Consider the following 24,429-nt stretch of genomic DNA (forward strand, 5'->3'; position numbering starts at 1 on the left):
CGCCGGTGAGCCAGATCGTCGTCAAACGCCCGCCGAGGTCCCTTCCTCCGGAAGTACCCGGTGAGGAACTGGTCCTGGAGCCCCCGCCGGAACTTCCGCGGGGGCAGCAGGAGTCGGCGTTGATGCAGCTCCTGCCGATGCTCGGCATGGGTTCGTCGGTCGTCTTCTTCTTCATGACGCCCTCGCCGATCATGCGGATCATGGGCACGCTGATGCTGGCGTCGACGGTCGCGATGGCGGTCGCCCAGTTCGTGAGATTCCGTCGCGGTACGCAGGGGCAAATGTCCGATGTCCGCCGCGACTACCTCAAATACCTCGCGCAGACCCGGCGTGCGGTCCGGCGCACGGCGCGCAAGCAGCGGGACGCGCAGTTGTATCTGCACCCCGCCCCCGAGCAGTTGTGGTCGGTGGTGGCCGAGGGTTCCCGGGTGTGGGAGCGGCGGGTCGGCGACCACGACTTCGGGCAGGCGCGGATCGGCCTCGGGGCGCAGCAGTTGGCGACGCCGCTCGTGGCGCCGGACACGGCTCCGGTGGACGAGCTGGAGCCGCTGTGCGCGGGGGCGATGCAGCAGTTCCTGGCGGTGCACGGCACCTTGGACGGGCTGCCGATGGCGGTCTCGATGCGGGCGTTCTACCACGTGACGGTGTCGGGCGAGCCGGAGTCGGCGCAGGCGGCGGCGCGCGCGCTCGTGGCGCAGCTGGTGACGCTGCACTCCCCCGACGACCTGATGCTCGCCGTGGTGGCGGCGCGGCCGGCGCAGGAGCGCTGGGACTGGACGAAGTGGCTGCCGCACACCCAGGTGCCGGGGCAGGTCGACGGCGCCGGTACGAAGCGGCTGTTCGGCGACGACCTCGGCGAGCTGGAGCAGCTGGTCCGCTCGAAGCTGGACGGGCGGCCGCGGTTCTCCCGGGAGAACCAGCCGGTGCTCGACCAGCCGCACGTGGTGGTGGTCCTGGACGGCGGGATGGTGCCGCCGGACTCGCTGCTCGCGGCCGCGGAGGGCCTTCAGGGCGTGACGATCGTGGAGGTCGTCTCCGGCGAGCTCGACGAGCCGCGCGGTGGCCTCTCGGTGGTGGTGCGGCCGGGCCGGCTGCGCCTGGAGTCGGGCGGCGGCTTCGCGTACGAGGGGCTGCCGGACGGCATCTCGCTGCCGGCGGCCGAGGCGCTGGCCCGGCAGCTGGCGCCGCTGCGGATGGGCGGCGGGGACGACGACGAGCCGCTGCTCGCCAACCTGGACTTCACGGATCTGCTGAACCTGGGCGACGCGGCCTCGGTGGACGTGGCGCGGACCTGGCGGCCCCGGTCGGTGGCCGAGCGCCTGCGCGTGCCGATCGGTGTCGGCGAGGACGGGCAGCCGGTCATGCTGGACCTGAAGGAGGCGGCGCAGGAGGGCATGGGCCCGCACGGTCTGTGCGTCGGCGCGACGGGTTCCGGCAAGTCGGAGCTGCTGCGCACGCTGGTGCTCGGTCTGGCGGTGACGCACTCCTCGGAGACGCTGAACTTCGTCCTCGCGGACTTCAAGGGCGGCGCGACCTTCGCGGGCATGTCGCAGATGCCGCACGTGGCGGCGGTCATCACCAACCTCGCCGACGACCTGACGCTCGTCGACCGCATGGGCGACGCGATCCGCGGCGAGCTCCAGCGGCGGCAGGAGCTGCTGCGCTCGGCGGGCAACTACGCGAACATCCACGACTACGAGAAGGCGCGGGCGGCGGGTGCCCCGCTGGAGCCGCTGGCCTCGCTGGTCCTGGTGATCGACGAGTTCTCCGAGCTCCTCACCGCGAAGCCCGACTTCATCGACATGTTCATCCAGATCGGCCGCATCGGCCGGTCGCTGGGCGTGCACCTTCTGCTCGCCTCGCAGCGCCTGGAGGAGGGCAAGCTGCGCGGCCTGGACACGTACCTCTCGTACCGGATCGGCCTGCGGACCTTCTCGGCGGCGGAGTCGCGGACGGCGATCGGCGTGCCGGACGCGTACCACCTGCCGTCGGTGCCCGGTTCGGGCTATCTGAAGTTCGGTACGGACGAGATGACCCGCTTCAAGGCGGCGTACGTCTCGGGGACGTACCGGACGGGCGGGCCGCGCCTGGAGATCGGGCAGCTGCCGGTGGAGCGGCGGCCCGCGATCTTCACGGCGGCGCCGGTGCCGGTGGTGTACGCGGCGCCGGACCCGGCCTATCTGACGGAGCGGCGCGCCGAGGAGGACGACGCGCTCGCGGACACGGTCCTCGACGTGATCGTGCGGCGGCTTGAGGGCCAGGGGGTGCCGGCGCACCAGGTGTGGCTGCCGCCGCTGGACCAGGCGCCCTCCCTCGACCAGCTGCTGCCGGGGCTCGCGCAGACCGCGGACCGGGGGCTCACGGCGACGGAGTACACGCGTCAGGGCGGTCTCACCGTGCCGCTCGGCCTCATCGACAAGCCGTTCGAGCAGCGGCGCGAGGTGCTGTACCGGGACTTCTCGGGCGCGGCCGGTCACATGATGGTGGTCGGCGGTCCGCAGTCCGGCAAGTCGACGATCATGCGGGCCCTCATCGCCTCGTTCGCGCTCACGCACACCCCGGCCGAAGTGCAGTTCTACTGCCTGGACTTCGGTGGCGGCGGCATGGTCTCGCTGGCCGACCTGCCGCACGTCGGCGGGGTGGCGTCCCGGCTCGACCCGGAGCGGGTGCGCCGGACGGTCGCGGAGGTCATGGGCGTCCTGAACCGGCGGGAGGAGTTCTTCCGCGCGCACGCCATCGACTCGATGACGACCTACCGGCGCAAGCGGGCCGCGGGCGAACTGCCGGGCGAGGCCTGGGGGGACGTCTTCCTGGTCGTGGACGGCTGGGGCAGCTTCCGCAACGACTACGACATGCTGGAGCCGATCGTCTCCGACATCGCGGCGCGCGGTCTGGGCTACGGCATCCACGTGGTCATCACCGCCGCCCGGTACATGGAGGTGCGGGCGGCGCTCAAGGACCAGATGCTGGGCCGGCTCGAACTGCGCCTCGGTGACGTCATGGACTCCGAGTTCGACCGGAAGGTCGCGGCGAACGTGCCGACCGGTGTGCCGGGGCGCGGCCAGGTGCCGGAGAAGCTGCACTTCATGGGGGCGCTGCCGCGGATCGACGGGTCGAGCTCCTCGGCCGACCTGGCGGACGGCACGGCGGCGTTCGTCCGGGCCGTGAAGGCGAGCTGGACGGGGGCCCCGGCCCCGGCGGTGCGGCTGCTGCCGCGCAAGCTGCCGGCGGAGCAGCTGCCGAAGGGCTTCGAGTACCCGCAGCACGGCATCGCGATCGGCATCGACGAGACGAACCTGGAGCCGGTGTTCGTCGACTTCGAGTCGGATCCGTTCTTCCTGATCTTCGGCGAGAGCGAGTCCGGCAAGACGGCGCTGCTGCGGCTGATCGCCAAGCAGCTGTGCGAGCGGTACTCGCCGGAGCAGGCGCGGATCGTGGTCGGCGACTACCGGCGGACGATGCTGGAGGCGGTGGCGCCCTCGCACCTCCTGGAGTACGCGCCGATGGCCTCGGCCATGCAGCTGCACATGGACGCGGTCAACACGGTGATGACGAAGCGGGCGCCGAAGCCCGACATCACGCCGCAGCAGCTGCGGGACCGCAGCTGGTGGACGGGCCCCCAGCTGTTCGTCCTGGTCGACGACTTCGAGCTGGTGGCCACCAACTCGGGGAACCCGCTGGCGGTCCTGGTGGAGAACCTGCCGTTCGCGCGGGACGTCGGCATCCGGTTCATCGTGGCCCGCAGCCAGGCGGGCGCCTCCCGGGCGATGTACGAGCCGTTCATGCAGCGGATGCGGGAGCTGGGCGCGCAGGGCGTGCTCCTCTCCGGCGACCCGCAGGAGGGCGACATCCTCGGCGGCGTCCGGGCGCGCCCGATGCCTCCGGGCCGGGGCACGTTCGTCTCGCGGAAGCGCGGGACGCCGCTGGTGCAGCTGGGCTGGCTGCCCGAACAGCACTGAGCTCGCGGAACGGCACGGAGCTTCGCCGAACAGCGCGGAGCGGAGCGGTCCCTCCCACTACTGTGGGAGGGACCGCCGTACCACCGCGAAGGGAAAGCGCCGATGACCGACGCACACGAGAGCACCACCGAGAGCGCGGCCGCCGCCCTCGCCGCCGAGAAGGAGCGCCAGAAGAACGAGCTGTACGCGCTCGACATCTCCGGCGTCGTGTGGGAGGGCGCCCCGGGGACGAGCCCGGACGAGGAGCGCGTGGAGATCGCGCGGCTGCCCGAGGGCGCGGTGGCGATGCGTTCGTCCCTCGACAAGGACACGGTGCTGCGCTACACGAAGGCCGAGTGGGACGCGTTCGTCCTGGGGGCCCGTGACGGCGAGTTCGACCTGCGCTAGGCCCCGGCATGCGTGAGGGGGTGGCCCGTCGGGACGGGCCACCCCCTCACGCGTACCTGCGAGGACTCACATCATGCGGAAGCGGGCCGCGTTGCCCTTGTCGGTGTCCTGGTAGCCGGCGACCGACTCGTCGAGGAGCTGGGCGATGCGCGCCAGGTCCTGGTTCATGCCGGCCATGTCGCGGGTCAGGCGGTCCTGGCTCTCGCGGTAGGCGATCTTCGCCTCGCCCTCCCAGTTGGAGGCGACGCGGTTGACCTCGGCCATGAGGTCGTCGAGCTTCTGCGTGAGGGTGCTGGAGGTGAGGCGGGTGTCGGCCGCCGCCTGCGTCACGGTGTCGTAATTGACCGCAGTGGTCATGGTGTTGACTCCTCGGGTGAGAGTGGCGCGGAGGACTGCTCGGGTCGGACGGCTCAGATGCCGAGGATGGCGCTCTGGCCGCCGGAGGCACCGGCACCGGAGCTGTTGTCCATCTGACGGAAGGACCGCAGACGGTCCTCCTCCTCCTGCGAGAACCCGTCGGCGCTCATGCGCATGATCTCCTCGAGGCGGGAGAGCTCGGCGCGCATGTTGCGCAGGCGCTGGTTCAGGTCGTTCTGGACCCGGTCGTACTCCTTGCTCGCGGCGCCCTGCCAGCCGGCCTGGACACGGTCCACCACGCCGTTGAGGGAGGTGATGCGGGCCTGAAGCTCGTCGGAGTAGTCCTGGATCCGGCCGGCGAGCTTGACTTGTTCGGCACTGGTTACGTTCAGGTCTTTCGACATCTTGCCCCTTCTTCCTTCGGTGGCGTCGACGGACGGGCCGTCGGGCCTTCCGGTCGTGATGCGGACGGGAATCTTCTGATGCCGCCCCCGTGCTGGGTTCGCACTACCGTGCCCCCAGCGGTCACTGTAGCCATTGACGGCGGCAGTTCCAACTGCAAAGGAAGGTCCCGATACTTGGCCGATACGGGCGTCATCGAGCCCCCTTCCTGCGGCTGCTGTCGCGGATCACGGTGGCGGTTCCGGCGACCATGGCCACCAGGACGCCCCCGATCCCCAACGCGTAGGTGGCGAGCCGTTCGGAGCGCTCCTGGGGCGTCTCCGACAGCGTCAGAGCGGCCGGCTCGGGAGCCGGCGGCTTGGGCGGGCCCGGGTCGGCCACGGGTGTGGAGGCCGGCGTCCCGGGCTGGTCGGCGAGCGCCTTCACCGGGTCGACGACGCCCCAACCGACGTGGTTGTCACGGCCGTTGATCGAGCGGACGGCGGTCTGCTCGATGCGGGTGATGATCTGGGCCGCGGTCCACTTCGGGTACTTGGCGCGGAGCAGGGTGGCGACGCCCGCGACGTACGGGGCGGAGAAGCTGGTGCCGTTGTCGACGCACTGGCCGCCGCCGGGGACGGTGGAGACGATGTCGACGCCGGGCGCGGCGACGCCCACCATGGGGCCGGACTGGGAGAAGACGGCGCGTTCGTTGTTGCGGTCGGAGGAGGCGACGGCGAGGACCCCGGGGAAGGCCGCCGGGTATGTCAGCTTGTTCTCGCCGTCCGCGCCGTCGTTGCCCGCGGAGGCGACGATCACGACGTCCTTCTCGATCGCCTTGGCCACCGACCTGGCCATGGACGAGTCCGGGCTCATCGGCTGGGTGGTGTCCTGCGAGATGTTGATGACCTTGGCGCCCGCCTTCACGGCGTAGTCGATCGCCTGCGCCATGGTGTCGGACTTGCCGCTGTTCTTCTCGTCGTTCTGCCGGATCGGGATGATCGTGGCCTCGGGGGCCAGTCCGACGAAGCCGGTCCCGTCGTGGGGCTGGGCGGCGATGATGCCGGCGACCTTGGTGCCGTGGCCGACCTCGTCGACGGTGCCGTCGGTCTTGCCGCGCTTCTCGTCGCCGAAGGAGGGGTTCTTCGGGTCGGGCTTGAGGTAGTCCCTGCCCGCCTTGGCGTCGACGACCTTGCGCAGCTGCGGGTTGACGTCGTCGACGCCGGTGTCGATGACGGCGACGCGGACGCCCTTGCCCTTGGTGTCCTGCCACAGTTCGTCGAGGAGGACCCGCTGGAGCGGCCAGGGGACGCCCTCGATCTGCTTCTTCATGGGGAAGGTGCACTCGCCGCTGCCGTCGAGGGCCGGGCCGTCGGCGCGCGGCTGGGCCGCCGCGGCGGGGGCGGCGAGCAGGGCCGTGAGGGTGCCCGCGGCGAGCAGGGCGGCCGTGCGGTACGTCGTCACCGGTGCCACCCCCCTAGGAACCCTGCGGCTGACGTGCGCTGTTGGTGTCGAGCCTCGGGCCCTTCGACAGGAACTCCGACCATTCGATCGGGACGAGGACCGGCGTGACGCTCTCGTACCCGAGACGCTTCTGGGCTTCGCTGGGTTCCGGCTTTCCGTCGGGCTGCTTCTGTTCGCCGGCACCGATCTTGGAGCGAGCGGCGCCGCTGTCGCCGTTGGACTGGACGGCGTACCGCAGGCCGGTGTCGGTGACGAGGAAGAGGGAGCCGCCGGACGGCTTCTGCCTGCCCTGGATCTGGGTGTAGAGGAGGCCGGTGCCGGGGGTGACGTACGTGCTGGTGCCGCCGGCCATGATGTCGGCGGGGTAGTCGGTGCCGGCCCAGGTGGTGAGCATGGTGCCGCCCTTCTCGTCGACGTCGGCGAGGACGCTGCAGAGGGTGTCGCGGGCGCCCGCGCCGGTGGCGGCGTTGATCGCCGTGGACTTCAGCGTCGGCCAGTCGACGTCGCCGTGGAAGGGGGTGGCGTCCGGGACGAAGGAGCCGGCGTCGGCGGAGACCGGGTGGCCGTCCATGTCGAGATCGGCGGCGGCCGGGGAGCCGATGATCAGCTGGGCGGTGAAGGGGGTGACGGGCTGGATCCTGCCGGGGAGCACGACGTAGTGCTGGGGACCGGAGGCGGTCTCGGTGACGAGGACCGTGCCGATCCGGTTCTCGGTCCCGCTGAGGTTGCTGCCGGGGATCTCGGTGGGGGTGCCGACCCTGCCCTCGATCTCCGGGAAGTCGATCTCGTCCCCGGTCTTCAGGGTGGCGAGCCAGTCGTCGGTGACGGGCTGCGGCTCCCTGGGAAGACCCTCTTTGCTGAGACCGACGAGGGCGTTGAGGAGTCTGGGATCGTCGGCCTTCACCGGGTACTTGGTGCCGGTGCGGTCGACGAGGAACTGGGCGTTCCCCTTCTGGCCCTTGACGTACAGGACCTCCCCGCCCTTGAGCTTTTCGGCGCTGTCGGTCCGCTTGGCGTCGCGCTCGGCGAAGAGGAAGGCCGCCTTCTGGACGCTGGCGCCCTTGCCGCCGCCGGGCTGCTCGCAGACCGCCCAGCGCTTCTTCGTGCCCGCGTCCTTGGGGTCGGGCAGCCGGTCGGGGGCGTACGGGATGCCGAGGACGGGGCCGCGCGGCGGCTTGCCCTCGTCGAGCGTCTTGTCGTCGACCTGGACGACCTGGAACTGGTCGGGGTTGAGCAGCAGCCGGGCGGAGGCGAGGTTGAGGACGGGGTGGAGCAGGGTCTTCTTGTCCTTGCCCTGGCCGGTCTCCAGGACGACGTAGCGGGTCGTCGACTGCTTGCCGATGATGACCCGGGTGCCGGGGGTGTCCCAGCCCTTGGGCGCGATGGGGCTGAACATGCCCCAGGCGCCGAATCCGGCGACGACGAGCGCGGCGACGATCAGGCTCGGGACGACCGCCTTCAGCGGCTTCGGCGCCCCCTCCTCCGTACCGGAGGGCGAGGGTTGGAGGAATGCCGCCACCGTGCGCTTCTTCGCAAAGGTGTACGCGTTGAGCTCGTCCCGCCGCGATGCCATGAGTCCCCATTCTCGTCAGGCGCGATCTCCGCTCGGGGCCCCGGGGTGGTGACACCCGGGCCCCGGCCTTCGGACCGGCCCCCTACTATGCCTGCTGTCCCGTGGGGTTCGTGGGGCGGGTAGGGTGATCCGGCCGCCAATGCCCTGGCGGGCCAGGGTCATCGGGACGAATTGAGGGGGATTCTCCATCATGGCTTCCGCGAGGCGGAGGCGGCCCGCCGCGGCCGCTGCCTCCCTACCCCCGTCCACGGGCCCCGTCCCCTCTGTCTCGCCGAGGCTCCAGGCACGCCCCGGACACTTCGGTTCGTTCCGATTGCAACAGCTCGTACTGGTCGAGGTGGCGGCGGCGCTGCTGCTGCTCGCCTGGGTCGTCGAACCGATGCTGCTGGTGCCCGCGGGCGTGGTCGCCGTTGTCCTCGTCCTGCTCGCCGTGGTGCGCCGGCACCGGCGTTCGCTGCCCGAGTGGCTCGGCACCTTCCTCGCCCTGCGCGCCCGTTCGCGCCGGGCCTCCTCGTTCACGGTGCCGGAGGGCACCGAGCCGGGGTTCGCACCGCTCGTGGAGTGCGATCCGGCGCTGCGGACCTACGCGTACAGCGACCGCGACCGGCGCCCGGTCGGGATGGTCGGTGACGGCACCTTCCTGACCGCCGTCCTGCGGGTCGAGTCGGACGGTACGGCGCTGCGCCCGGACCGCGCGGCGAAGCCGCTGCCCGTCGGGCTGGTGCGGGACGTGCTGAACGTGGACGGCATCCGCCTGGAGTCGGCGCAGATCGTGCAGCACACGCAGCCGGCGCCCGCCCCGCACCTGCCCGCGCAGTCGATGGCCGCCCGCAACTACGTGCCGCTCCAGGCGCAGACGGGTTCGCCCGCCGTGCGGATCACCTGGATCGCGCTCAAGCTCGACCCCGAGCTCTGCCCGGAGGCGGTCGCCGCGCGCGGCGGCGGCCTGACGGGCGCCCAGAAGTGCGTGGTGCGGGCTGCGGACCAGTTGGCGAGCCGGCTCGCGGGCGCCGGGTTCCGGGCGAGCGTGCTGACGGAGCAGGAGCTGACCTCGGCGCTCGCCACGTCGAGCTGCGCCAGCCCGATGGCGATCGCGCAGGCGGGCCGGGGGCAGGCGCAGGGGCGCCGCACCCAGGAGACCGCGCGGACCTGGCGGGTGGACGACCGGCGGCACACGACGTACTGGGTGGGGCGCTGGCCCCAGTTGGGCGGCCGGAGCGGCGGCGCGGGCGCGTCGATGCCGCAGCTGGTGGCCCTGCTGACCTCGCTGCCCGCGCTCGCGACGACGTTCAGCCTGACGCTGAGCGGCGGGGACCGGCAGGAGGTGACGGTGACCGGACACGTGCGGATCACCGGGCGCAGCGACGAGGAACTGGTGGCCGCGCGGCACGAACTGGAGCGCGCCGCGCGCGGGGTGAGGACGGGGCTGGTGCGTCTCGACCGGGAACAGGTGCCCGGCGTCCTGGCGACGCTTCCGCTGGGGGGTGCGCGCTGATGTCCACCGCCTCCTTCGGTACGCCGCCGGCCTCGGGCGCGCCTTCCGTCCGCCGTACGGGGCGGGCCTCCCGGCCCCGGTTCGGTTTCGGGCTCGTCGGGCCGCGCCGCGACCGGCACTCCGTACCCCTGGAACAGCTGGACGCGCTGGCCCTGCCGGTCGGCGACGACGGCATGGTGATCGGCGTGGACGCCGAGGGCCGGCCGGCCGTGCTCGGCATCAACCGGCCCGTCCCGTACGACATCACCCTCATCGGCGGCCTGTGGACCGCGCAGGTCCTCGCCCTGCGGGCGGCCGCGACGGGTGCCCGGGTGGCGGTCGAGACCGGTCGCGCGCAGGCGTGGACGGCCCTCGCGCAGGCCGCGGGCGGCGGGCAGCCGTGCATCACGCTGCACGACGTGGGCCGGGTGCCGCCGCAGGGCGCCTCGGCGGGCAGCCCGGTGGTCGTGGTGCGCGACTGCGGCATGCGGCCGCCGCGCGGCCGGGTCGTGTCGGCGCCCTGGCAGTCGGTGGTGACGCTGCTGCCCTATCTGAGCCCGGTCGCGCCCCGGCTCCTGGAGAAGTCCTCCCTGGTCGGGGTCCAGCGGGTGTCCCCCGACGAGGCGGCCCAGATCGGCCGCATCATGGGCCTGCCGCGGCAGGAGCACGAGGCGCTGTCCACGCTCGCCGACGGGGTCACCCTCTGGTGCACGCCGAACGACCGCCAGTTCGTGATGACGCAGGCGACGGACGCCGAGACCGGATTGTTGGGCGGCGCGCGCCGGATGGACTGAGCGACGGCTCCCCGAGATGAAGTCGTTCAAGTACGTCCGTTTTTGCATCGTTTTGAACGGTGGGGGTTCTCACTCTGCGGCGCGGCCGGGTCACTTGGGGCCCGGACCGGACCACGGAGGCGGTCACGGAGGGGCCGTCGGCCCTGCCCGGGGGCGGGCCGCGGCGATTAGGCTGGAAGAGCCCCGCCCACAACGGCACAAGGGTGCTCGACCACACCAGGAGGCAAAGTGAACGGCGATCGCGACGAGATCCACGGGGGTTGGAATCCACCCGCCGACGATCAGTCCGACGCGGATCCCGCCGAGATGACGGGTGAGTTCACCATCGACTACACCCCGCCCGCCTGGTACACGCAGAACGCGTCGGGCGGTACGGGGGCGGGCGGTGTCACTCCCCCGCCGCCGAGCGGGGCACCGCTCGCCGTGCCGGGCCTCCCGGCGAGCGGCGGCTTCGAGCCCAGCTGGAACATCGCCCCGCCGGCCGCGCCTGCGCCCGTGCCCGCTCCGGCTGTCCCGCCCGTCGCGCCCGCCGCTGCGGTGCCGCCGGTGGGGGCTCCCCAGTTCGGCGCGCCGGTCGCGCCTGTGCCTGGGGCGCCTGTGGCTGGTACGCCCACGCCCGGTGCGCCCGTGCCCGGTGCGCCCGTGCCCGATGGCTCGCTGCCGTCCGCTTCCGCGCCGTCCGTCCCGGCGCCCGCGCCTGTACCCGCCCCGGAGCCGGTCGCGCCCGTGGCCTCGTACGGGGGCGGGGACGTCGAGAGCGGTGCCACCATGCGGTTCTCCCCCGCCGCCCTGGAGCGCGAGATCGCCGAGCGCGCGGCGGAGAACGCGGAGGACTCGGCGGACGCGGACGACTCCACCGAGCCGTCGAGCGGTGCGGCGGACGCCGCCCAGGCCCCCTCCACGGAAGCCGCGGAAGTCACGGAAGCCGTGGAAGCCCCGGAGACCGAGAGCACCGACGACGCCGTGACCGACGAGGTGCCCGGCGACGTGACGGACGCGGCGGGTACGGGCGACGACGAGGCCCCGGCAGAGGACCCCGGTGACGCCGCGAGCCCGGAGGACGCGCCGGCCGCTCCCGTGGCGGACGCGGAGCCGGAGACCGGCACCGGTGCGGAGCCCGAGGCGGCCGCCGCCGACCCGGCCGCTCCCGCCCCCGGCCCCCTCCCCGCCGCGCACCCGGTCGCCGACGCGCCGCAGGGCTTCGGTCCCGGCGTGGCGCCGGGTCCGTACGACACCGCCGCTCAGCAGCCGGGCGGCCCGGGCGCCGCTCCGGGGCCCTTCCCCGGCGCGCCCCACCCGGGTGCCCCCGCCGCCCCCGGCCCGTACGGCGCGCCGTACCCGGGCCCGCAGGGCGGAGCCGGACTGCCTCCGCTGCCCCCGTCGTTCCAGCCGGCCGCGCCCGAGTCCGCGCAGCAGTGGCCCGCGCAGCCCGCGGCCCCGGGCGCGCAGCCGCTGCCGCCCACCGCCGCCTGGCCGGCCCCCGCGGGGCCCGTGCCGCCGCAGGCCCAGCCCCCGGCGCCCGGCGCCTACGGCTACCCGCAGGCCCCGCAAGGCCCGCAGGATCCCCAGGTCCCCCAGCCCCCGCAGGCGCCGCAGCCCCCGGTCCCGCAGCCCGGGACGCCTCCGCAGCAGGCGGGTTACGGCTATCCGCAGCAGCCCGGGGCCCCCGCCGGCATGCCGCCGCAGGCGCAGGGCGGTTACGGCTACCCGCACCCCGGAGCCGTACCCCCGCAGGCCCCGCAGCCGGTGTACGACGGTCAGCCGGCCGTGGATCCGCGGACCGGTGCCGCCTGGCCCTCGCCGGTGACGCACGACCAGCGGGAGCGTTCCGTGCCGGGCGCCCCGCTCGGGTACAACGCGGCCGTCGAGCTCTCCTCCGACCGGCTCCTGCGCAACAACAAGCAGAAGCCCAAGTCCAGCCGGAACCCCGGCGCCGCCAACCGCTTCAAGCTCGGCGGCAGGAAGGAGGAGGCGGAGCGGCAGCGGAAGCTGGACCTGATCCGGACGCCGGTCCTCTCCTGCTACCGGATCGCGGTCATCTCGCTCAAGGGCGGCGTCGGCAAGACCACGACGACGACCGCGCTCGGCGCGACCCTCGCCACCGAGCGGCAGGACAAGATCCTGGCGATCGACGCCAACCCGGACGCCGGCACGCTCGGCCGCCGGGTGCGGCGCGAGACCGGGGCGACCATCCGCGACCTGGTGCAGGCGATCCCGTACCTGAACTCGTACATGGACATCCGCCGGTTCACCTCGCAGGCGCCGTCCGGTCTGGAGATCCTCGCCAACGACGTGGACCCGGCCGTCTCGACGACCTTCAACGACGAGGACTACCGGCGCGCGATCGACGTCCTCGGCAAGCAGTACCCGATCATCCTCACCGACTCGGGCACGGGTCTGCTGTACAGCGCCATGCGCGGGGTCCTCGACCTCGCCGACCAGCTGATCATCATCTCCACGCCCTCCGTGGACGGCGCCTCCAGCGCCTCGACGACCCTCGACTGGCTGTCGGCCCACGGGTACGCGGACCTGGTCCAGCGCTCCATCACCGTCATCTCGGGTGTCCGCGAGACCGGCAAGATGATCAAGGTCGAGGACATCGTGCAGCACTTCCAGACCCGCTGCCGCGGCGTCGTGGTCGTGCCCTTCGACGAGCACCTGGCGGCCGGCGCCGAGGTGGACCTCGACATGATGCGGCCGAAGACCCGGGAGGCTTACTTCCACCTCTCGGCGATGGTCGCCGAGGACTTCGTACGGGCGCAGCAGGCGCAGGGCCTGTGGACCGGCGACGGCCAGGGCGCGATGCCTCCGCACATGGCCCCGCCGATGCCGGGCCAGCCGATGCCCGGTCAGCCCGTGCCGGGTCAGTTCGCCCCCGGCCAGCCCGTCCCGGGTCAGCCGATGCCGGGACAGGTGCCCGGTCAGCCGATGCCCGGCCCGATGCCCGGTCAGCCGATGCCCGGGCAGTTCGCTCCGGGGCAGCCCGGCCCCGGGCAGCCGTACCCCCCGCAGCCGGGACAGCCCTACCCGCCGCAGGCGTACCCGCAGCCGGGTCAGCCGATGCCGGGGCAGCCCGTGCCCGGTCAGCCGATGCCGGGTCAGTTCGCCCCCGGCCAGCCCGTCCCGGGTCAGCCGTACGGCCCACCGGCCGGTCAGCCGTACCCGCCGCAGCCGGGGCAGCCGCTGCCTCCGCAGGCGGACCCGCAGGGCCCTCCGCAGGCGCCGCCAGCCCCTCAGCAGTAGGGCGTCACAGGATTAGACCAATGAGGCTCCGTATCGGCTCTCCGATACGGAGCCTCTTGGCGTTCCCGCAGTCCACAGGGGGTTTGAGGGATCGTTGACGACGGCAGACCACCGCTGATACACCTTCGCTTCACCGCTCGTCAGCCCAAGATCCACGACAGAAACCCCGACGCGAGGTCACGTCCCATGGTCATGGTCACGAAGGTTCCACCCCGCCCCTCCCCCGCCCGCGGGGCCCTCCGAGTACTGCTCGCCACCGGTCTCGCCGCCGGCTCCCTCGCCGTCGTCCCCGGCGCCGCGCAGGCGGAGGACGCGAAGTCCGGCGGCACCACCCTCACGGTCGCCGTCTCGCAGAGCATCGACTCGCTGAGCCCGTTCCTGGCCCAGAAGCTCACCTCGACCAGCATCCACCGACTGGCGTACGAGTACCTCACGAACTACGACCCGAAGGACGCCCACACGATCCCGGGCCTGGCGACCTCGTGGACGTCCTCGCCGGACAAGCTGACGTGGACGTACACGATCCGCAAGGACTCGACCTGGTCGGACGGGCAGCGGGCCACCGCCGAGGACGCGGCCTGGACCTTCAACAAGATGATGACCGACCCGAACGCCGCCACCGCCAACGGCAGCTTCACCGCGAACTTCGCGCAGGTCACCGCGCCCGATCCGCAGACCCTGGTCATCCGGCTGAAGAAGCCTCAGGCGACGATGACGGCCCTGGACGTGCCGATCGTGCCGAAGCACGTCTGGGAGAAGGTCACCGACTTCTCGAAGTTCAACAACGACAAGACCTTCCCGATCGTCGGGAACGGCCCCTTCGTCATCACGGACTTCAAGGTCGACCAGTACATCAAGCTCAAGCCGAACAAGAAGTTCTGGCGGGGCGCACCCCAGTTCGACGAGCTGGTGTTCAAGTACTACAAGGACGGGGACGCCGCCGTCGCCGCCCTGCAGAAGGGCGAGGTGTCCTTCGTACCGAACCTGACGCCCGCCCAGGCGGACGCGCTGAAGACCCAGAAGAACATCAAGGTCAACGACGCCCCCGGCCGACGCTTCTACGCCCTCGCCACCAACCCGGGCGCGAAGGCCCAGGACGGGAAGACCTTCGGCAACGGGAACAAGGCGCTGCTCGACCCGGAGGTGCGCAAGGCGCTCTTCCTCGCCGTCGACCGCACCACCCTCGTCGACAAGGTCTTCCAGGGGCACGCCGTCGAGGGCGAGGGGTACGTCCCGCCGCGCTTCGGCTCGTACTTCTGGAAGCCGGAGGGCGCGCAGAAGCGGGCGTACGACCCGGCCGCGGCGGAGAAGGTCCTCGACGCCGCCGGGTACGAGAAGAACGCCGCCGGCAAGCGGCTCGGCAAGGACGGCAGGCCGCTGGAGTTCCGGATCCTCTGCCACGCCACCGACCCGAACGACAAGGCGGTCGGCAAGTACCTCCAGGAGTGGTGGGGCAAGCTCGGCATCGGCCTGAAGGTCGAATGCCTGGACAGCGTCTCCGACCCCTGGGTCAAGGGCGACTACGACCTCGCCTTCGACGGCTGGTCGGTCAACCCCGACCCGGACTACGTCCTCTCGATCCACACCTGCGGCGCGCTCCCGGCGACCCCGAAGGACTCCGGCGCCACCGACAACTTCATCTGCGACAAGGAGTTCGACGGGCTCTACGCGCGGCAGGCGGTCGAGTACGACGCCGCCAAGCGGGCGGATCTGGTGAAGCGGATGCAGTCCCGGCTGTACGACACGGGGTACATGAACGTCATGGCCTACCCGAACGCCCTGGAGGCGTACCGCACGGACCAGATCAAGTCCATCACGACCATGCCCGAGGCCGCCGGGAACCTGTGGGGCCAGGACGGCTACTGGAGCTGGTGGTCGGCCGTGCCCGCGGCGCGGGCCGAGGACTCCGCCGGCGGCTCGTCCACCGGGGTGGTCATCGGCATCGTCGCGGCCGTGATCGTCGTGGCCGGCGTCGGCGTCTTCCTCGGGATGCGCCGCCGCTCCACCGCCGACGACCGCGAGTAGTACGTGACGACGGCAAGCACCCCCGCCGACGTGGCGCGGGCCGAGAAGGCCCGCGCCACGGACGGCGCGTCCCGCACCGGTTCCTCCCTCGGCTATCTCCGCCACGCGGCGGGGAAGCTGGGCGGCGCGCTCGTCTCGCTCCTCGCGGTCCTGGTCACCAGCTTCTTCCTCTTCCGGATCATCCCCGGTGACCCGGTGAAGGCGATGACCCACGGCCTGCCCACCTCCGCCGAGCAACTCGCCACGCTGCGCCACCAGTTCGGGCTCGACCTGCCGCTGTGGCAGCAGTTCACCGACTACTGCGCGAAGGCGCTGAGCGGCGACCTCGGCACCTCGTTCCAGTTCCGGGCCCCCGTCGGGGACCTCATCGCGGAGAAGCTGCCGGCGACGCTGCTGCTCACCGGGGTCGCCGTGGTGGTCTACTCGGCGCTCGGTCTCTGGCTGGGCACCCGCTCGGCCTGGCGGCACGGCGGTCTCGGCGACAAGCTGAACACCGGGCTCGCGCTGACCCTGTGGTCGGTGCCGTCCTTCTGGCTCGGGCTGCTCCTCATCATCGTCTTCTCGGTGGGCATGGGGCCGGTCCCGGGGCTCTTCCCGACCGGCGGCATGGAGTCCGGGACGGGCGAGACCGGCTTCGCGTACGTCCTCGACGTCGCCCACCACCTGGTCCTGCCCGTGGTCACGCTCGTCGCGGTCGGCTACGCGCAGACCCTGCTCGTGATGCGCTCCTCGCTCCTCGACGAGATGGGCGGCGACTACCTGACGACGGCGCGGGCGAAGGGGCTGCGGGACGACGCCGTGCGCCGCAGGCATGCCGTGCCGAACGCGCTCCTGCCGACCGTGACGATGATCTTCATCAACCTGGGCCATGTGGCGGCCGGTTCGATCCTGGTGGAGACGGTGTTCTCCTGGCCGGGGCTCGGCGGGCTCTTCTACCAGGCGCTGAGCGTGCCCGATCTGCCGCTCGTACAGGGCCTGTTCGTGGTCTTCGCCGGAGCGATGATCCTGATGAACCTGATCGCCGACCTGCTCTATCCGCTGCTCGACCCCCGGGTGGGCCGATGACCTCTCTCGCATGGGAGCGCCGCAAGGGTTCGGCCGCGCGCTTCTGGACCTCGTACCGGACCCATCGCGCGGGCCTCTACGGTCTCGTCGGCCTCGCCCTGATCGCCCTGATCGCGCTCACCGCACCGCTGACCGTCGGCTCCGACGTGCAGTCGGTGACCGAGGCGCCGGGCACGGCACTGGAGCCGCCGAGCGCCGAGTTCCCGCTGGGCACCGACCAGTTCGGGCGCTCGCTGCTCGGCCTGCTGATCTGGGGCGCCCGGGTCTCGCTGCTCGTCGGACTGCTCGCGGCGGCCCTCTCGGTCGCCATCGGGACCCTGGTGGGCATCATCGCCGGTCACTACGGCGGCTGGTTCTCGACCGTCGTCATGCGGATCACCGACTGGTTCCTGGTGATGCCGACGCTGGTCCTCGCGATCGTCCTCGCCACCGTCATGTCCCGGTCGATGTGGACGGTGGTCCTGGCGATCGGCGTGACGTCCTGGCCGACCACCGCCCGACTCGTACGGGCGCAGACGATCGCCGTGGAGTCCCGCCCGTACATCGAGCGGGCGACCGCGCTCGGCGGCGGCCACCGGCACGTCATGACCCGGCACGTGCTGCCGAACGTGATGCCGCTGGTCCTCGCGCAGACCACCCTCGGCATCTCGACCGCCATCCTCACCGAGGCGACCCTCGCCTTCCTCGGCCTCGGCGACCCGACGGTGGTGTCCTGGGGCGGGATGCTCCAGGACGCCCGGGAGGCGGGCGCCGTCTCCTCCGGGCACTGGTGGTACCTGGCCCCGCCCGGGATCGCGATCGCCCTGGTCGCGCTCGCGTTCACGCTGTGCGGCCGGGCCGTGGAGTCCGTGCTGAACCCGAAGCTGGGGGTGGGGCGATGAGCCTCCTGGAGGTACGGGACCTCAGGGTGACGTACGGGTCGGGCGCGGCCGCCGTGCCCGCCGTGCGCGGGGTCGACCTGACCCTGGAGCCGGGGACCAAGCTGGGCGTCGCCGGCGAGTCGGGCTGCGGCAAGTCCACGCTCGCGCTCGCGCTGCTCCGGCTCCTGCCGGCCTCCGCGCGGATCGGGGGCGAGATCCTGCTCGACGGCGAGGACGTCCTCGCCATGTCGTGGGGGCGGCTGCGGGCCGTGCGCTGGGCGGGCGCGTCGATCGTCTTCCAGGGCGCGATGCACTCGCTGAACGCGGTCCACCGGATCGGCGACCAGATCGCCGAGCCGCTGCTCGTGCACGGCCGGGCGACCCCGGCGGCGGCCCGCAAGCGGGTCGGCGAGCTGCTCGAACACGTCGGGCTCCCGGCGGCCCGGGCGGCCGCCTATCCGCACGAGCTGTCCGGCGGGCAGCGGCAGCGCGTGATGATCGCGATGGCCCTGGCCTGCGACCCGCGGCTGATCGTCGCGGACGAGCCGACGACCGCGCTCGACGTGATGATCCAGGCGCAGATCCTGCGGCTGATCGAGCGGCTCGTCGCCGAGCAGTCCATCAGCCTCCTGATGATCAGCCACGACCTGGCGGTCCTCGCCGACACCTGCGACCGGCTCGCCGTGATGTACGCGGGCCGGGTCGTCGAGGAGGGGCCCGCGCGGGAGGTGTACGAGGCGGCCGCGCACCCCTACGGGCGGGCACTGTCCTCGGCGTTCCCCCGCATCGGCGACCCCGCGTCCCGGCGGGCGCCGCGCGGCCTGCCCGGCGACCCGCCGGACCCGGCGGACCTGCCCGGCGGCTGCACCTTCCATCCGCGCTGCCCGGTGGCGGTGGACGTCTGCGCGGAGCTCGATCAGGAACTGCGGGAGGCGGGCGCGGGACGCCGGGCCGCCTGCGTACACGTGGGGAGCACGTCATGAGCCTCCTGTCCGCGCGCGGGCTGCACGTCACCTTCCCCGGCAGGCGGGGCGCGCCACCCGCGCGCGCGGTGGACGGGGTGGACCTGGACGTCGGCGCGGGCGAGATCGTGGCCCTGGTCGGCGAGTCGGGCTGCGGCAAGACGACCCTGGCCCGCTCCCTGCTCGGCCTGGTCCGGCCCACCTCGGGCACGGTCGCCTTCGACGGGCAGCCGCTCGCGTACTCCTCCGGGGCGCTCAAGGCCTACCGCAAGCGGGCCCAGCTGGTCCTCCAGGACCCGAGCGGTTCGCTGAACCCCCGGCACACCGTGTACGAGGCCGTGGCGGAGGGGCTGCGGATCCACGGGGTCCACCGATCCTCGCAGGACGAGCGCGCGGCCGTGGCGGAGGCCCTGGCGCGGGCCGGCCTGCGCCCCCCGGAGCGGTTCTTCCTCCGCTACCCGCACGAGCTGTCCGGCGGCCAGCGGCAGCGCGTGGTCATCGCGGGCGCGCTCGCCCTGGAACCCGAACTGATCGTCGCCGACGAACCGGTGGCCTCCCTGGACGCCTCCGTACGGGGCGAGATCCTCGCGCTCCTGCTGCGCCTCCGCGACGAACTGGGCCTGTCCGCGCTGGTCGTCACCCACGACCTGGGCCTCGCCTGGAACATCGCGGACCGGGTGGCCGTGATGTACCTGGGCCGGGTCGTGGAGACCGGCCCCGTCGAATCCGTCCTGACGAACCCCCAGCACCCGTACACGCGAGCGCTGTTGTCGGTCCTCCCAGAGTCGGAGAGCACCCCCGTGGTGCTGACCGGCGAGCCGCCGGACCCGTCCCGCATCCCGTCGGGCTGCCGCTTCCACGCCCGCTGCCAGCTCCTCGCCTCGGGCGAGGCGGCCCCGGTCGCGGACGCCTGCCGTGGCGAGGAGCTGCCGGTCCTGGGGGGTGGCGGGGAGCAGGCGGTGGCGTGCCACTGGGTGACGGCCACCGCGTGAGGGAGGTACGGACCGGTGCCGGTCAGGCCCGGTCGTACTCCTCCGTCAGCTCGCGGCAGCGCTTCACGTCGGCCGCCATCGCCTGGAGCAGGTCGTCCAGGGTGTCGAACCTGAGCATGCCGCGCACGTACGCCAGGAAGTCCACGGCGACGTGCAGCCCGTACAGGTCGAGGCCCTCGCGGTCGATCGCGTATGCCTCGACCGTCCGCTCCGTGCCGTCGAACTGCGGGTTCGTGCCGACCGAGATGGCCGCCGGCATCCGCTCCCCCGCGGCCGTCAGCCAGCCGGCGTAGACGCCGTCGGCCGGGATCGCCGTGTGCGGCAGGGTCTCGACGTTGGCCGTCGGGAAGCCGAGCTCGCGGCCGCGCTGCGCGCCGCGGACGACGATGCCCTCGACCCGGTGCGGGCGGCCGAGGATCTCGGCGGCGCCGGCCATGTCGCCCTCGGCGACGAGGCGGCGGGTGAGGGTGGAGGAGAAGGGGTCGCCGCCGCCGGCGGCCCCGCTGACGTACAGGTCGATGACCTCGACCTCGTAGTCGTAGGTGGCGCCGAGCTCGGCGAGGAAGTCCACGTTGCCCGCGGCCCGGTGCCCGAAGCGGAAGTTGGGGCCCTCGATGACGGCCTTCGCGTGCAGCTTGTCGACGAGCACCTTCACGATGAAGTCCGCCGGGGACAGCTGCGAGAACTCGGCGGTGAACGGCAGCACGAGCACCGCGTCCACGCCCAGCTCCTCGATCAGCTCCGCGCGCCGGTGGTGCGGGGCGAGCAGCGGCGGGTGGCTGCCGGGACGCACGACCTCGGAGGGGTGCGGGTCGAAGGTGACGACGACGGAGGGGACTCCCAGCTCCCGGGCACGCTCGACGGCATGCCCGATGATCAGCTGGTGTCCGCGGTGCACCCCGTCGTACGAGCCGATGGTGACGACGCTGCGCCCCCAGTCCTGGGGGATGTCCTCCAAGCCACGCCAGCGCTGCACTGTGACCGCTCCTCGTCCGCCTGTTCGCCCTGTTCGCCTTTACGCAGGTCTAAGACTGCCATGTCCACGGCCGTCGGTACGCATCGGCATGGCACTGTCGGGGCTCCGCAGGGCCCGCAGGGTCTCCGGGCCGAGCAGCGGGGCCCAGTCGCCGGGGGCGGCGACCGTCCAGGCGGCGAGGAGCACGGCGAAGGCGTTCCGTTCGCGGACGGCCCCGGCCAGGGCCCGGTCGAACCGCCAGGCGCCCTCGGGGGTGCGGACGCACAGCGCGCCGACCCGGTGCGTCAGCTCCCGGGTTCGGGGCGCGCTGCGCCGCTCCGCGTCCTCGGCCGCGGCCCGCAGGAGGGCCTCCAGGACGGTCGGTTCCCCGGTCTCGGCCTCGTACCGCTCGTGCTCCAGGAGTACGTCGAGCAGCTCGGCCCGCAGATGCCGGGAGGCCCCGGTGCCGGGAGCGGCGAGGACGGGGGCGAGGGCGCGCCGGAGCGCGGCGGGGCGGCCCCGGATCAGGCCCGTGACCAGCGGGAAGAGGATCGCCCTGACGGCCGGGCCGTCCTCGAGGCGGCGGTCGACGAAGGCGGCGACCAGCGGGGCGCCCTCGGGGTGGCGGGCGGCGTAGTCGCGGACGAGGGCGGCGATCCGGCGGGCGAGGGCGGGCGTGTCGACCTCGGCGAGGGCCCGCAGGGCGGCGGCCGGTGCCTCGCCGGTGCCGATCAGCCGGGCCCGGAAGGCCGTGAGGACCTCATCGGGGTGGGTGGGGAGGGCCTCGGCGAGGGCGGTGGCGGGCACCCGGAGCTCGGCCACGGCGCGGGGCAGGTGGCGGGCGCGGCTGTGCGGGTCGCGGACGAGGAGGCCGAGGGCGGCGCCGTGCAGGGTCTGGTCGCCGGGGCGGGCGAGCAGGGCGAGGGCGGCGTAGCGGAGGAGTTCGCGGTCGGCGGAGGTGGTGGCGTGTCCGGCGACCAGCTGTCCGTACGCGGCGGCCGCGACGCGCCGCTCCGGGCGCCCGTCGTCGTGGGCCCAGCGGTCGACGGCCCGGCAGAGCGCGGAGGGCTCGTCCCGGGCGAGCGCGGCGAGGAGGCCGTCGGCGAGCGGGTGGGCGGTGGCGACGAGCGCCTCGCACAGGTCGTCGACGGCGAGCCCCCGGTGGGTGTGCAGGAGGGTCCGGGCGGCGGTGGCGACGGCGGGCCGGTCGTCGCCGAACCAGCGGCACAGGAGCGGCTGCACGCCCCGGGGGTCGGCGGCGAGCCGCGCCGCGACGGCGTCGAGGCTGCCCTGGTCGGCGGGCACGAGCCTGCGCAGCAGATCGATCCGCTCGTCCTCCCCGACCGGCAGGCCCAGCCAGAACGCGGTCCCGAAGGAGGCGAAGACCGGGTGCGGCCCCGGGCGGGCCCCGATGAGATCGGCGAGCAGCCGCAGCACCGGCAGGTACGGCCGCGGGTCGGGCACCCGCAGCACGCTCTCCCGCAGCAGCCGGGCGGCCCACCAGGCCCCGTCCCCGCCGGCCCCCTCCCCGGCGAACCGCCCCAGCGCCTCGACGAGCCGGACCAGCCGGGGCGCGAGCCCGGCGGCCCCCCGTTCCCGGTGCAGGAGCAGCAGGGCCTGCAGCACGGGCCCGATCCGATGCCGGGGCACGGGCAGCCGCCCGCCCTCGGCACCCCGCTGCCGGGGCACACCGCCGAGGGGGCTTCCCCCGGGCGGAACGGGCCCACCGCTCCCCCGCGGTGGGGCGTCGTGGCCGGGCCCGGCGGGCGCGCCGGTCCCGTCCTGCCGGGCGGGGGCCCCGGCGTCGCCGAGGGCGCCGGGGGTGCCCGGCTCGGCGGGTGCTGGTGGTCCGCTCGGGGCGTCCTCCTCGGATGCGCGGTCCGGGGGCGGCGGTTGCTGCCGGGGTCCGTGGACCAGGGCCTCCAGGGCGGTGTCCAGGTCGAGGTGGGTCGCCTGGACCCAGTCGGCGAGTTCCTCGTGGGCGAAGCGGTAGCCGGAGCCCGCCGGGACGAGGAGGCCTTCGGTGAGGACGGCGGGGGCCCAGCCCTCGCGCCAGGGGAACAGTTCCTCGAAGGAGGCGCGGTCGAGGACGCCGTGTCCGGGGCCGAGGCAGCGGCGGGCCGCCTCGTGGAGCCGGCCGGTGACGCGCGCGGCGAGGCGGCGGACGGCCGTCCCCCGGAGGAGGGGGCGCGAGCCCGCGGCGATCCGGACGGCGGCCCGCAGGCACATCAGGTCCAGGTAAGCGGTGAAGATCTCCTCGCGCCCGGGCCGCCCCGGCACCTCGCCGGGCAGCGCCGCCCGCACCTCGGCGAGCAGCCGCAGGGCGAGCGGGTGCCGGGCGTCCTCCGGGGCGAGGTCCGTCTCCCCGATCCCGTACCCCTCCCGTACGGCGCGCGCCTCCGCCGCCGAGAGCGGCCCGAGGACGAGGGCGGCGGAGCCGGGGCCCGTCGCCGGGCGGTGCAGGGCGCCCGGGGTGTAGAGCGCGCCGGCCTGTTCCCAGTGCTCGGGGCGGCAGGCGGTGACGAGGTGGACCTCGTGGGTGCGGAGCCACCGCTCGGTGGCCGTCGTCCAGTCGGCGAGCCGGTGGGCGAGGAGCGGCGGCATCTCCTCGGGGCCGTCGAGGACGACGAGCAGCGGGCGGCCCGCGTCGCGGGCGAGGGCGGCGGCCCGCTCCGGGGTGGCGGTGGTGGTGTCGCCGAGCGCCCCGGAGGCGGCGACGATGCGGCCGGCCTGGTGCAGGGCGCGGCCGACGGCGTCGGCGAGCGAGCGGTCCTCGGCGCGCAGGTCGGCGCCGCGGAGCCGGACGGTGGGGGCGGGCGCGACGCCCCGGGCGCGGCGGGCGCAGAGCGCGGCGAGGGCGGTGGTGCGTCCGGTGCCGGGGGCGCCGACGAGGGCGAGGACGGGGGCGCGCCCGGCGGTGAAGCGGGCGAACTCACGGACGCAGCCGGGCCGTTCGACGGGTTCGGGCCAGGGTCCCGGGTCCCGTACGGGTCCGGTGGAGGTGGCGGTGAGCTCCAGGATCGCGGCGAGGTTGAGGTCGGGGCCGTAGGCGGGGACGGTGGCGGCGTTGCGCCGGAGGAGGGCCGTGAGCGGCCCTGCGGGCCGGAGCGGCACGGCGTACCCCGCGGCCCGGCGGTCGCCGCGCAGGGCGGTGCCGAGGACGGCGAGGACGGTGCCGGTGACGGTGTCGAGGACGGGGCCGCCGGCGGCCTGGCCGCCGCGCCGGAGCGCCTCGGCGCCCTCGGTGCCGATGGCCAGTTCGAGGGCGTCGGTAAGGGCGTGGAAGCGGTCGGCGGCGGTGTACGTGACGGAGGCGGGGCCGAGGACGCGGGCCTCGCGCCAGCCCTGGGCGGCGATCCGTACGTAGGTGCCGGGTTCGATCTCGGGCCGGGTCGCGAGCGGCAGCGGGCGGCCGCCGAGCCCTTCGGTCCGTACGAGCGCGAGGCCGCTCTCGGGCAGCCGGGTGACGGCCTCGGCCTCGGCGAGCCAGCTCCGGTCGCCGGGGGCGTGCAGGACGACACGGCTGAGCCCGTCGACGGCTTCGTGGCTGGTGACGACCGTTCCGTCGTGGTCGGCGAGGAAACCGGTGCCGCGTGGCCGGCCCGCCGTATCGCAGATGCGCACCAGCGTCGCCAGGTTCCCGCGTCCCATGGTGTCGACGGTAGGCGGCCGGTGATCACCCGGAGGCGCTCACGGGGAAACGCGCCCCCTCACACTCCCCGGTTCACTCCGAGCGCCTCCCTGATGGGGTGAATTTCGGCGGCTCCGCGGGACAGATCCCTCCCGGGGGAAACGAGGGGGGAAAGGTGGGGGGGGGGGGGGCCGGGGGGGGGGCCCCCCCCCCCCCCCCCCCCGAGCCCCCCCCCCCCCCCCCCCCGCCGGCGGGAGGCCCCGGGCGGGGCGCGCCGCCCCGCCCCCGGGGCGGCCGCCGGCGGGAG

General features: G+C 73.8%; 16 protein-coding genes. 10 read left to right on the top strand and 6 right to left on the bottom strand.

The genetic code is table 11. The annotated features are described in order from the left end of the window. Window positions 1-5 precede the first annotated feature (5 nt). Together eccCa and ACH4TP_RS34495 are read left to right on the top strand one after the other, a co-directional pair. A complete protein-coding gene (eccCa, locus tag ACH4TP_RS34490; protein ID WP_389232511.1) occupies window positions 6-3,959 on the top strand; it encodes a type VII secretion protein EccCa in 3,954 nt (1,317 codons plus the stop codon). 102 nt (window positions 3,960-4,061) lie between these two features. Continuing rightward, window positions 4,062-4,346 carry a DUF397 domain-containing protein gene (locus ACH4TP_RS34495; RefSeq protein ID WP_389232508.1) on the top strand — a complete coding sequence of 95 codons (285 nt, stop codon included), beginning with the start codon at window positions 4,062-4,064 and terminating at the stop codon, window positions 4,344-4,346. 66 nt (window positions 4,347-4,412) lie between these two features. Here ACH4TP_RS34495 and ACH4TP_RS34500 read toward each other — a convergent pair whose 3' ends face one another. The 4 genes from ACH4TP_RS34500 to eccB all read right to left on the bottom strand — a co-directional run bounded on the left by ACH4TP_RS34500 (window position 4,413) and on the right by eccB (window position 8,121). Then, complete coding sequence (locus ACH4TP_RS34500) at window positions 4,413-4,703, bottom strand: WXG100 family type VII secretion target (protein WP_017235850.1); 291 nt, start codon at window positions 4,701-4,703, stop codon at window positions 4,413-4,415. 53 nt (window positions 4,704-4,756) lie between these two features. Further along, window positions 4,757-5,107, bottom strand: a complete 351-nt coding sequence (locus ACH4TP_RS34505; protein ID WP_376594328.1) for a WXG100 family type VII secretion target — start codon at window positions 5,105-5,107, stop codon at window positions 4,757-4,759. Between the two features lie 190 nt (window positions 5,108-5,297). Further along, entirely contained in the window at window positions 5,298-6,548 is a 1,251-nt protein-coding gene (gene mycP / locus ACH4TP_RS34510) for a type VII secretion-associated serine protease mycosin (RefSeq protein ID WP_398440147.1), read from the bottom strand. 13 nt (window positions 6,549-6,561) lie between these two features. After that, the gene (gene eccB, locus ACH4TP_RS34515) at window positions 6,562-8,121 is read right to left on the bottom strand and encodes a type VII secretion protein EccB (RefSeq protein WP_398440148.1); all 1,560 of its coding nucleotides are present in this window, start codon (window positions 8,119-8,121) and stop codon (window positions 6,562-6,564) included. A gap of 190 nt (window positions 8,122-8,311) precedes the next feature. On the opposite strand from eccB, the gene eccE reads away from it, so the two are divergent. From eccE to ACH4TP_RS34555, 8 genes are all read left to right on the top strand, one after another. After that, window positions 8,312-9,616: a type VII secretion protein EccE gene (gene eccE / locus ACH4TP_RS34520; protein ID WP_398189747.1), complete on the top strand. Its 1,305-nt coding sequence runs from the start codon at window positions 8,312-8,314 to the stop codon at window positions 9,614-9,616. Continuing rightward, window positions 9,616-10,389 (top strand): hypothetical protein, encoded by a 774-nt coding sequence (locus tag ACH4TP_RS34525; protein WP_398189744.1) that lies wholly within the window; start codon window positions 9,616-9,618, stop codon window positions 10,387-10,389. Before eccE ends, ACH4TP_RS34525 begins: the two co-directional genes overlap by 1 nt. Window positions 10,390-10,617: 228 nt before the next feature. Beyond that, entirely contained in the window at window positions 10,618-13,632 is a 3,015-nt protein-coding gene (locus ACH4TP_RS34530; protein ID WP_398440149.1) for an SCO5717 family growth-regulating ATPase, read from the top strand. A 192-nt stretch (window positions 13,633-13,824) separates the two neighbouring features. Further along, entirely contained in the window at window positions 13,825-15,657 is a 1,833-nt protein-coding gene (locus ACH4TP_RS34535) for an ABC transporter substrate-binding protein (RefSeq protein ID WP_398440185.1), read from the top strand. Between the two features lie 3 nt (window positions 15,658-15,660). Continuing rightward, complete coding sequence (locus tag ACH4TP_RS34540) at window positions 15,661-16,722, top strand: ABC transporter permease (RefSeq protein ID WP_389232490.1); 1,062 nt, start codon at window positions 15,661-15,663, stop codon at window positions 16,720-16,722. Beyond that, on the top strand, window positions 16,719-17,603 hold the full coding sequence (locus ACH4TP_RS34545; protein WP_389232487.1) for an ABC transporter permease: 885 nt from the start codon (window positions 16,719-16,721) through the stop codon (window positions 17,601-17,603). Before ACH4TP_RS34540 ends, ACH4TP_RS34545 begins: the two co-directional genes overlap by 4 nt. Then, the gene (locus ACH4TP_RS34550) at window positions 17,600-18,565 is read left to right on the top strand and encodes an ABC transporter ATP-binding protein (RefSeq protein WP_398440150.1); all 966 of its coding nucleotides are present in this window, start codon (window positions 17,600-17,602) and stop codon (window positions 18,563-18,565) included. Before ACH4TP_RS34545 ends, ACH4TP_RS34550 begins: the two co-directional genes overlap by 4 nt. Further along, on the top strand, window positions 18,562-19,536 hold the full coding sequence (locus tag ACH4TP_RS34555) for an ABC transporter ATP-binding protein (protein WP_398189734.1): 975 nt from the start codon (window positions 18,562-18,564) through the stop codon (window positions 19,534-19,536). The genes ACH4TP_RS34550 and ACH4TP_RS34555 overlap by 4 nt, the downstream gene beginning before the upstream one ends. 22 nt (window positions 19,537-19,558) lie before the next feature. Here the strand turns inward: ACH4TP_RS34555 and ACH4TP_RS34560 are convergent, their stop codons facing one another. Both ACH4TP_RS34560 and ACH4TP_RS34565 read right to left on the bottom strand, forming a co-directional pair. After that, a complete protein-coding gene (locus tag ACH4TP_RS34560) occupies window positions 19,559-20,512 on the bottom strand; it encodes a bifunctional riboflavin kinase/FAD synthetase (RefSeq protein WP_389232479.1) in 954 nt (317 codons plus the stop codon). 39 nt (window positions 20,513-20,551) lie between these two features. Continuing rightward, the gene (locus tag ACH4TP_RS34565) at window positions 20,552-24,142 is read right to left on the bottom strand and encodes a trypsin-like peptidase domain-containing protein (protein WP_398440151.1); all 3,591 of its coding nucleotides are present in this window, start codon (window positions 24,140-24,142) and stop codon (window positions 20,552-20,554) included. Between the last annotated feature and the right edge of the window lie 287 nt (window positions 24,143-24,429).

Source organism: Streptomyces sp. NPDC021012 (assembly GCF_044333355.1).
Taxonomy (GTDB): Bacteria; Actinomycetota; Actinomycetes; order Streptomycetales; family Streptomycetaceae; genus Streptomyces.

Coding starts and splice junctions, on each gene's coding strand:
- ACH4TP_RS34495 (WP_389232508.1), top strand. CDS start 4,062: ATGACCGACGCACACGAGAGCACCACCGAGAGCGCGGCCGCCGCCCTC.
- ACH4TP_RS34500 (WP_017235850.1), bottom strand. CDS start 4,703: ATGACCACTGCGGTCAATTACGACACCGTGACGCAGGCGGCGGCCGAC.
- ACH4TP_RS34505 (WP_376594328.1), bottom strand. CDS start 5,107: ATGTCGAAAGACCTGAACGTAACCAGTGCCGAACAAGTCAAGCTCGCC.
- eccB (WP_398440148.1), bottom strand. CDS start 8,121: ATGGCATCGCGGCGGGACGAGCTCAACGCGTACACCTTTGCGAAGAAG.
- eccE (WP_398189747.1), top strand. CDS start 8,312: ATGGCTTCCGCGAGGCGGAGGCGGCCCGCCGCGGCCGCTGCCTCCCTA.
- ACH4TP_RS34525 (WP_398189744.1), top strand. CDS start 9,616: ATGTCCACCGCCTCCTTCGGTACGCCGCCGGCCTCGGGCGCGCCTTCC.
- ACH4TP_RS34535 (WP_398440185.1), top strand. CDS start 13,825: ATGGTCACGAAGGTTCCACCCCGCCCCTCCCCCGCCCGCGGGGCCCTC.
- ACH4TP_RS34545 (WP_389232487.1), top strand. CDS start 16,719: ATGACCTCTCTCGCATGGGAGCGCCGCAAGGGTTCGGCCGCGCGCTTC.
- ACH4TP_RS34550 (WP_398440150.1), top strand. CDS start 17,600: ATGAGCCTCCTGGAGGTACGGGACCTCAGGGTGACGTACGGGTCGGGC.
- ACH4TP_RS34555 (WP_398189734.1), top strand. CDS start 18,562: ATGAGCCTCCTGTCCGCGCGCGGGCTGCACGTCACCTTCCCCGGCAGG.
- ACH4TP_RS34565 (WP_398440151.1), bottom strand. CDS start 24,142: ATGGGACGCGGGAACCTGGCGACGCTGGTGCGCATCTGCGATACGGCG.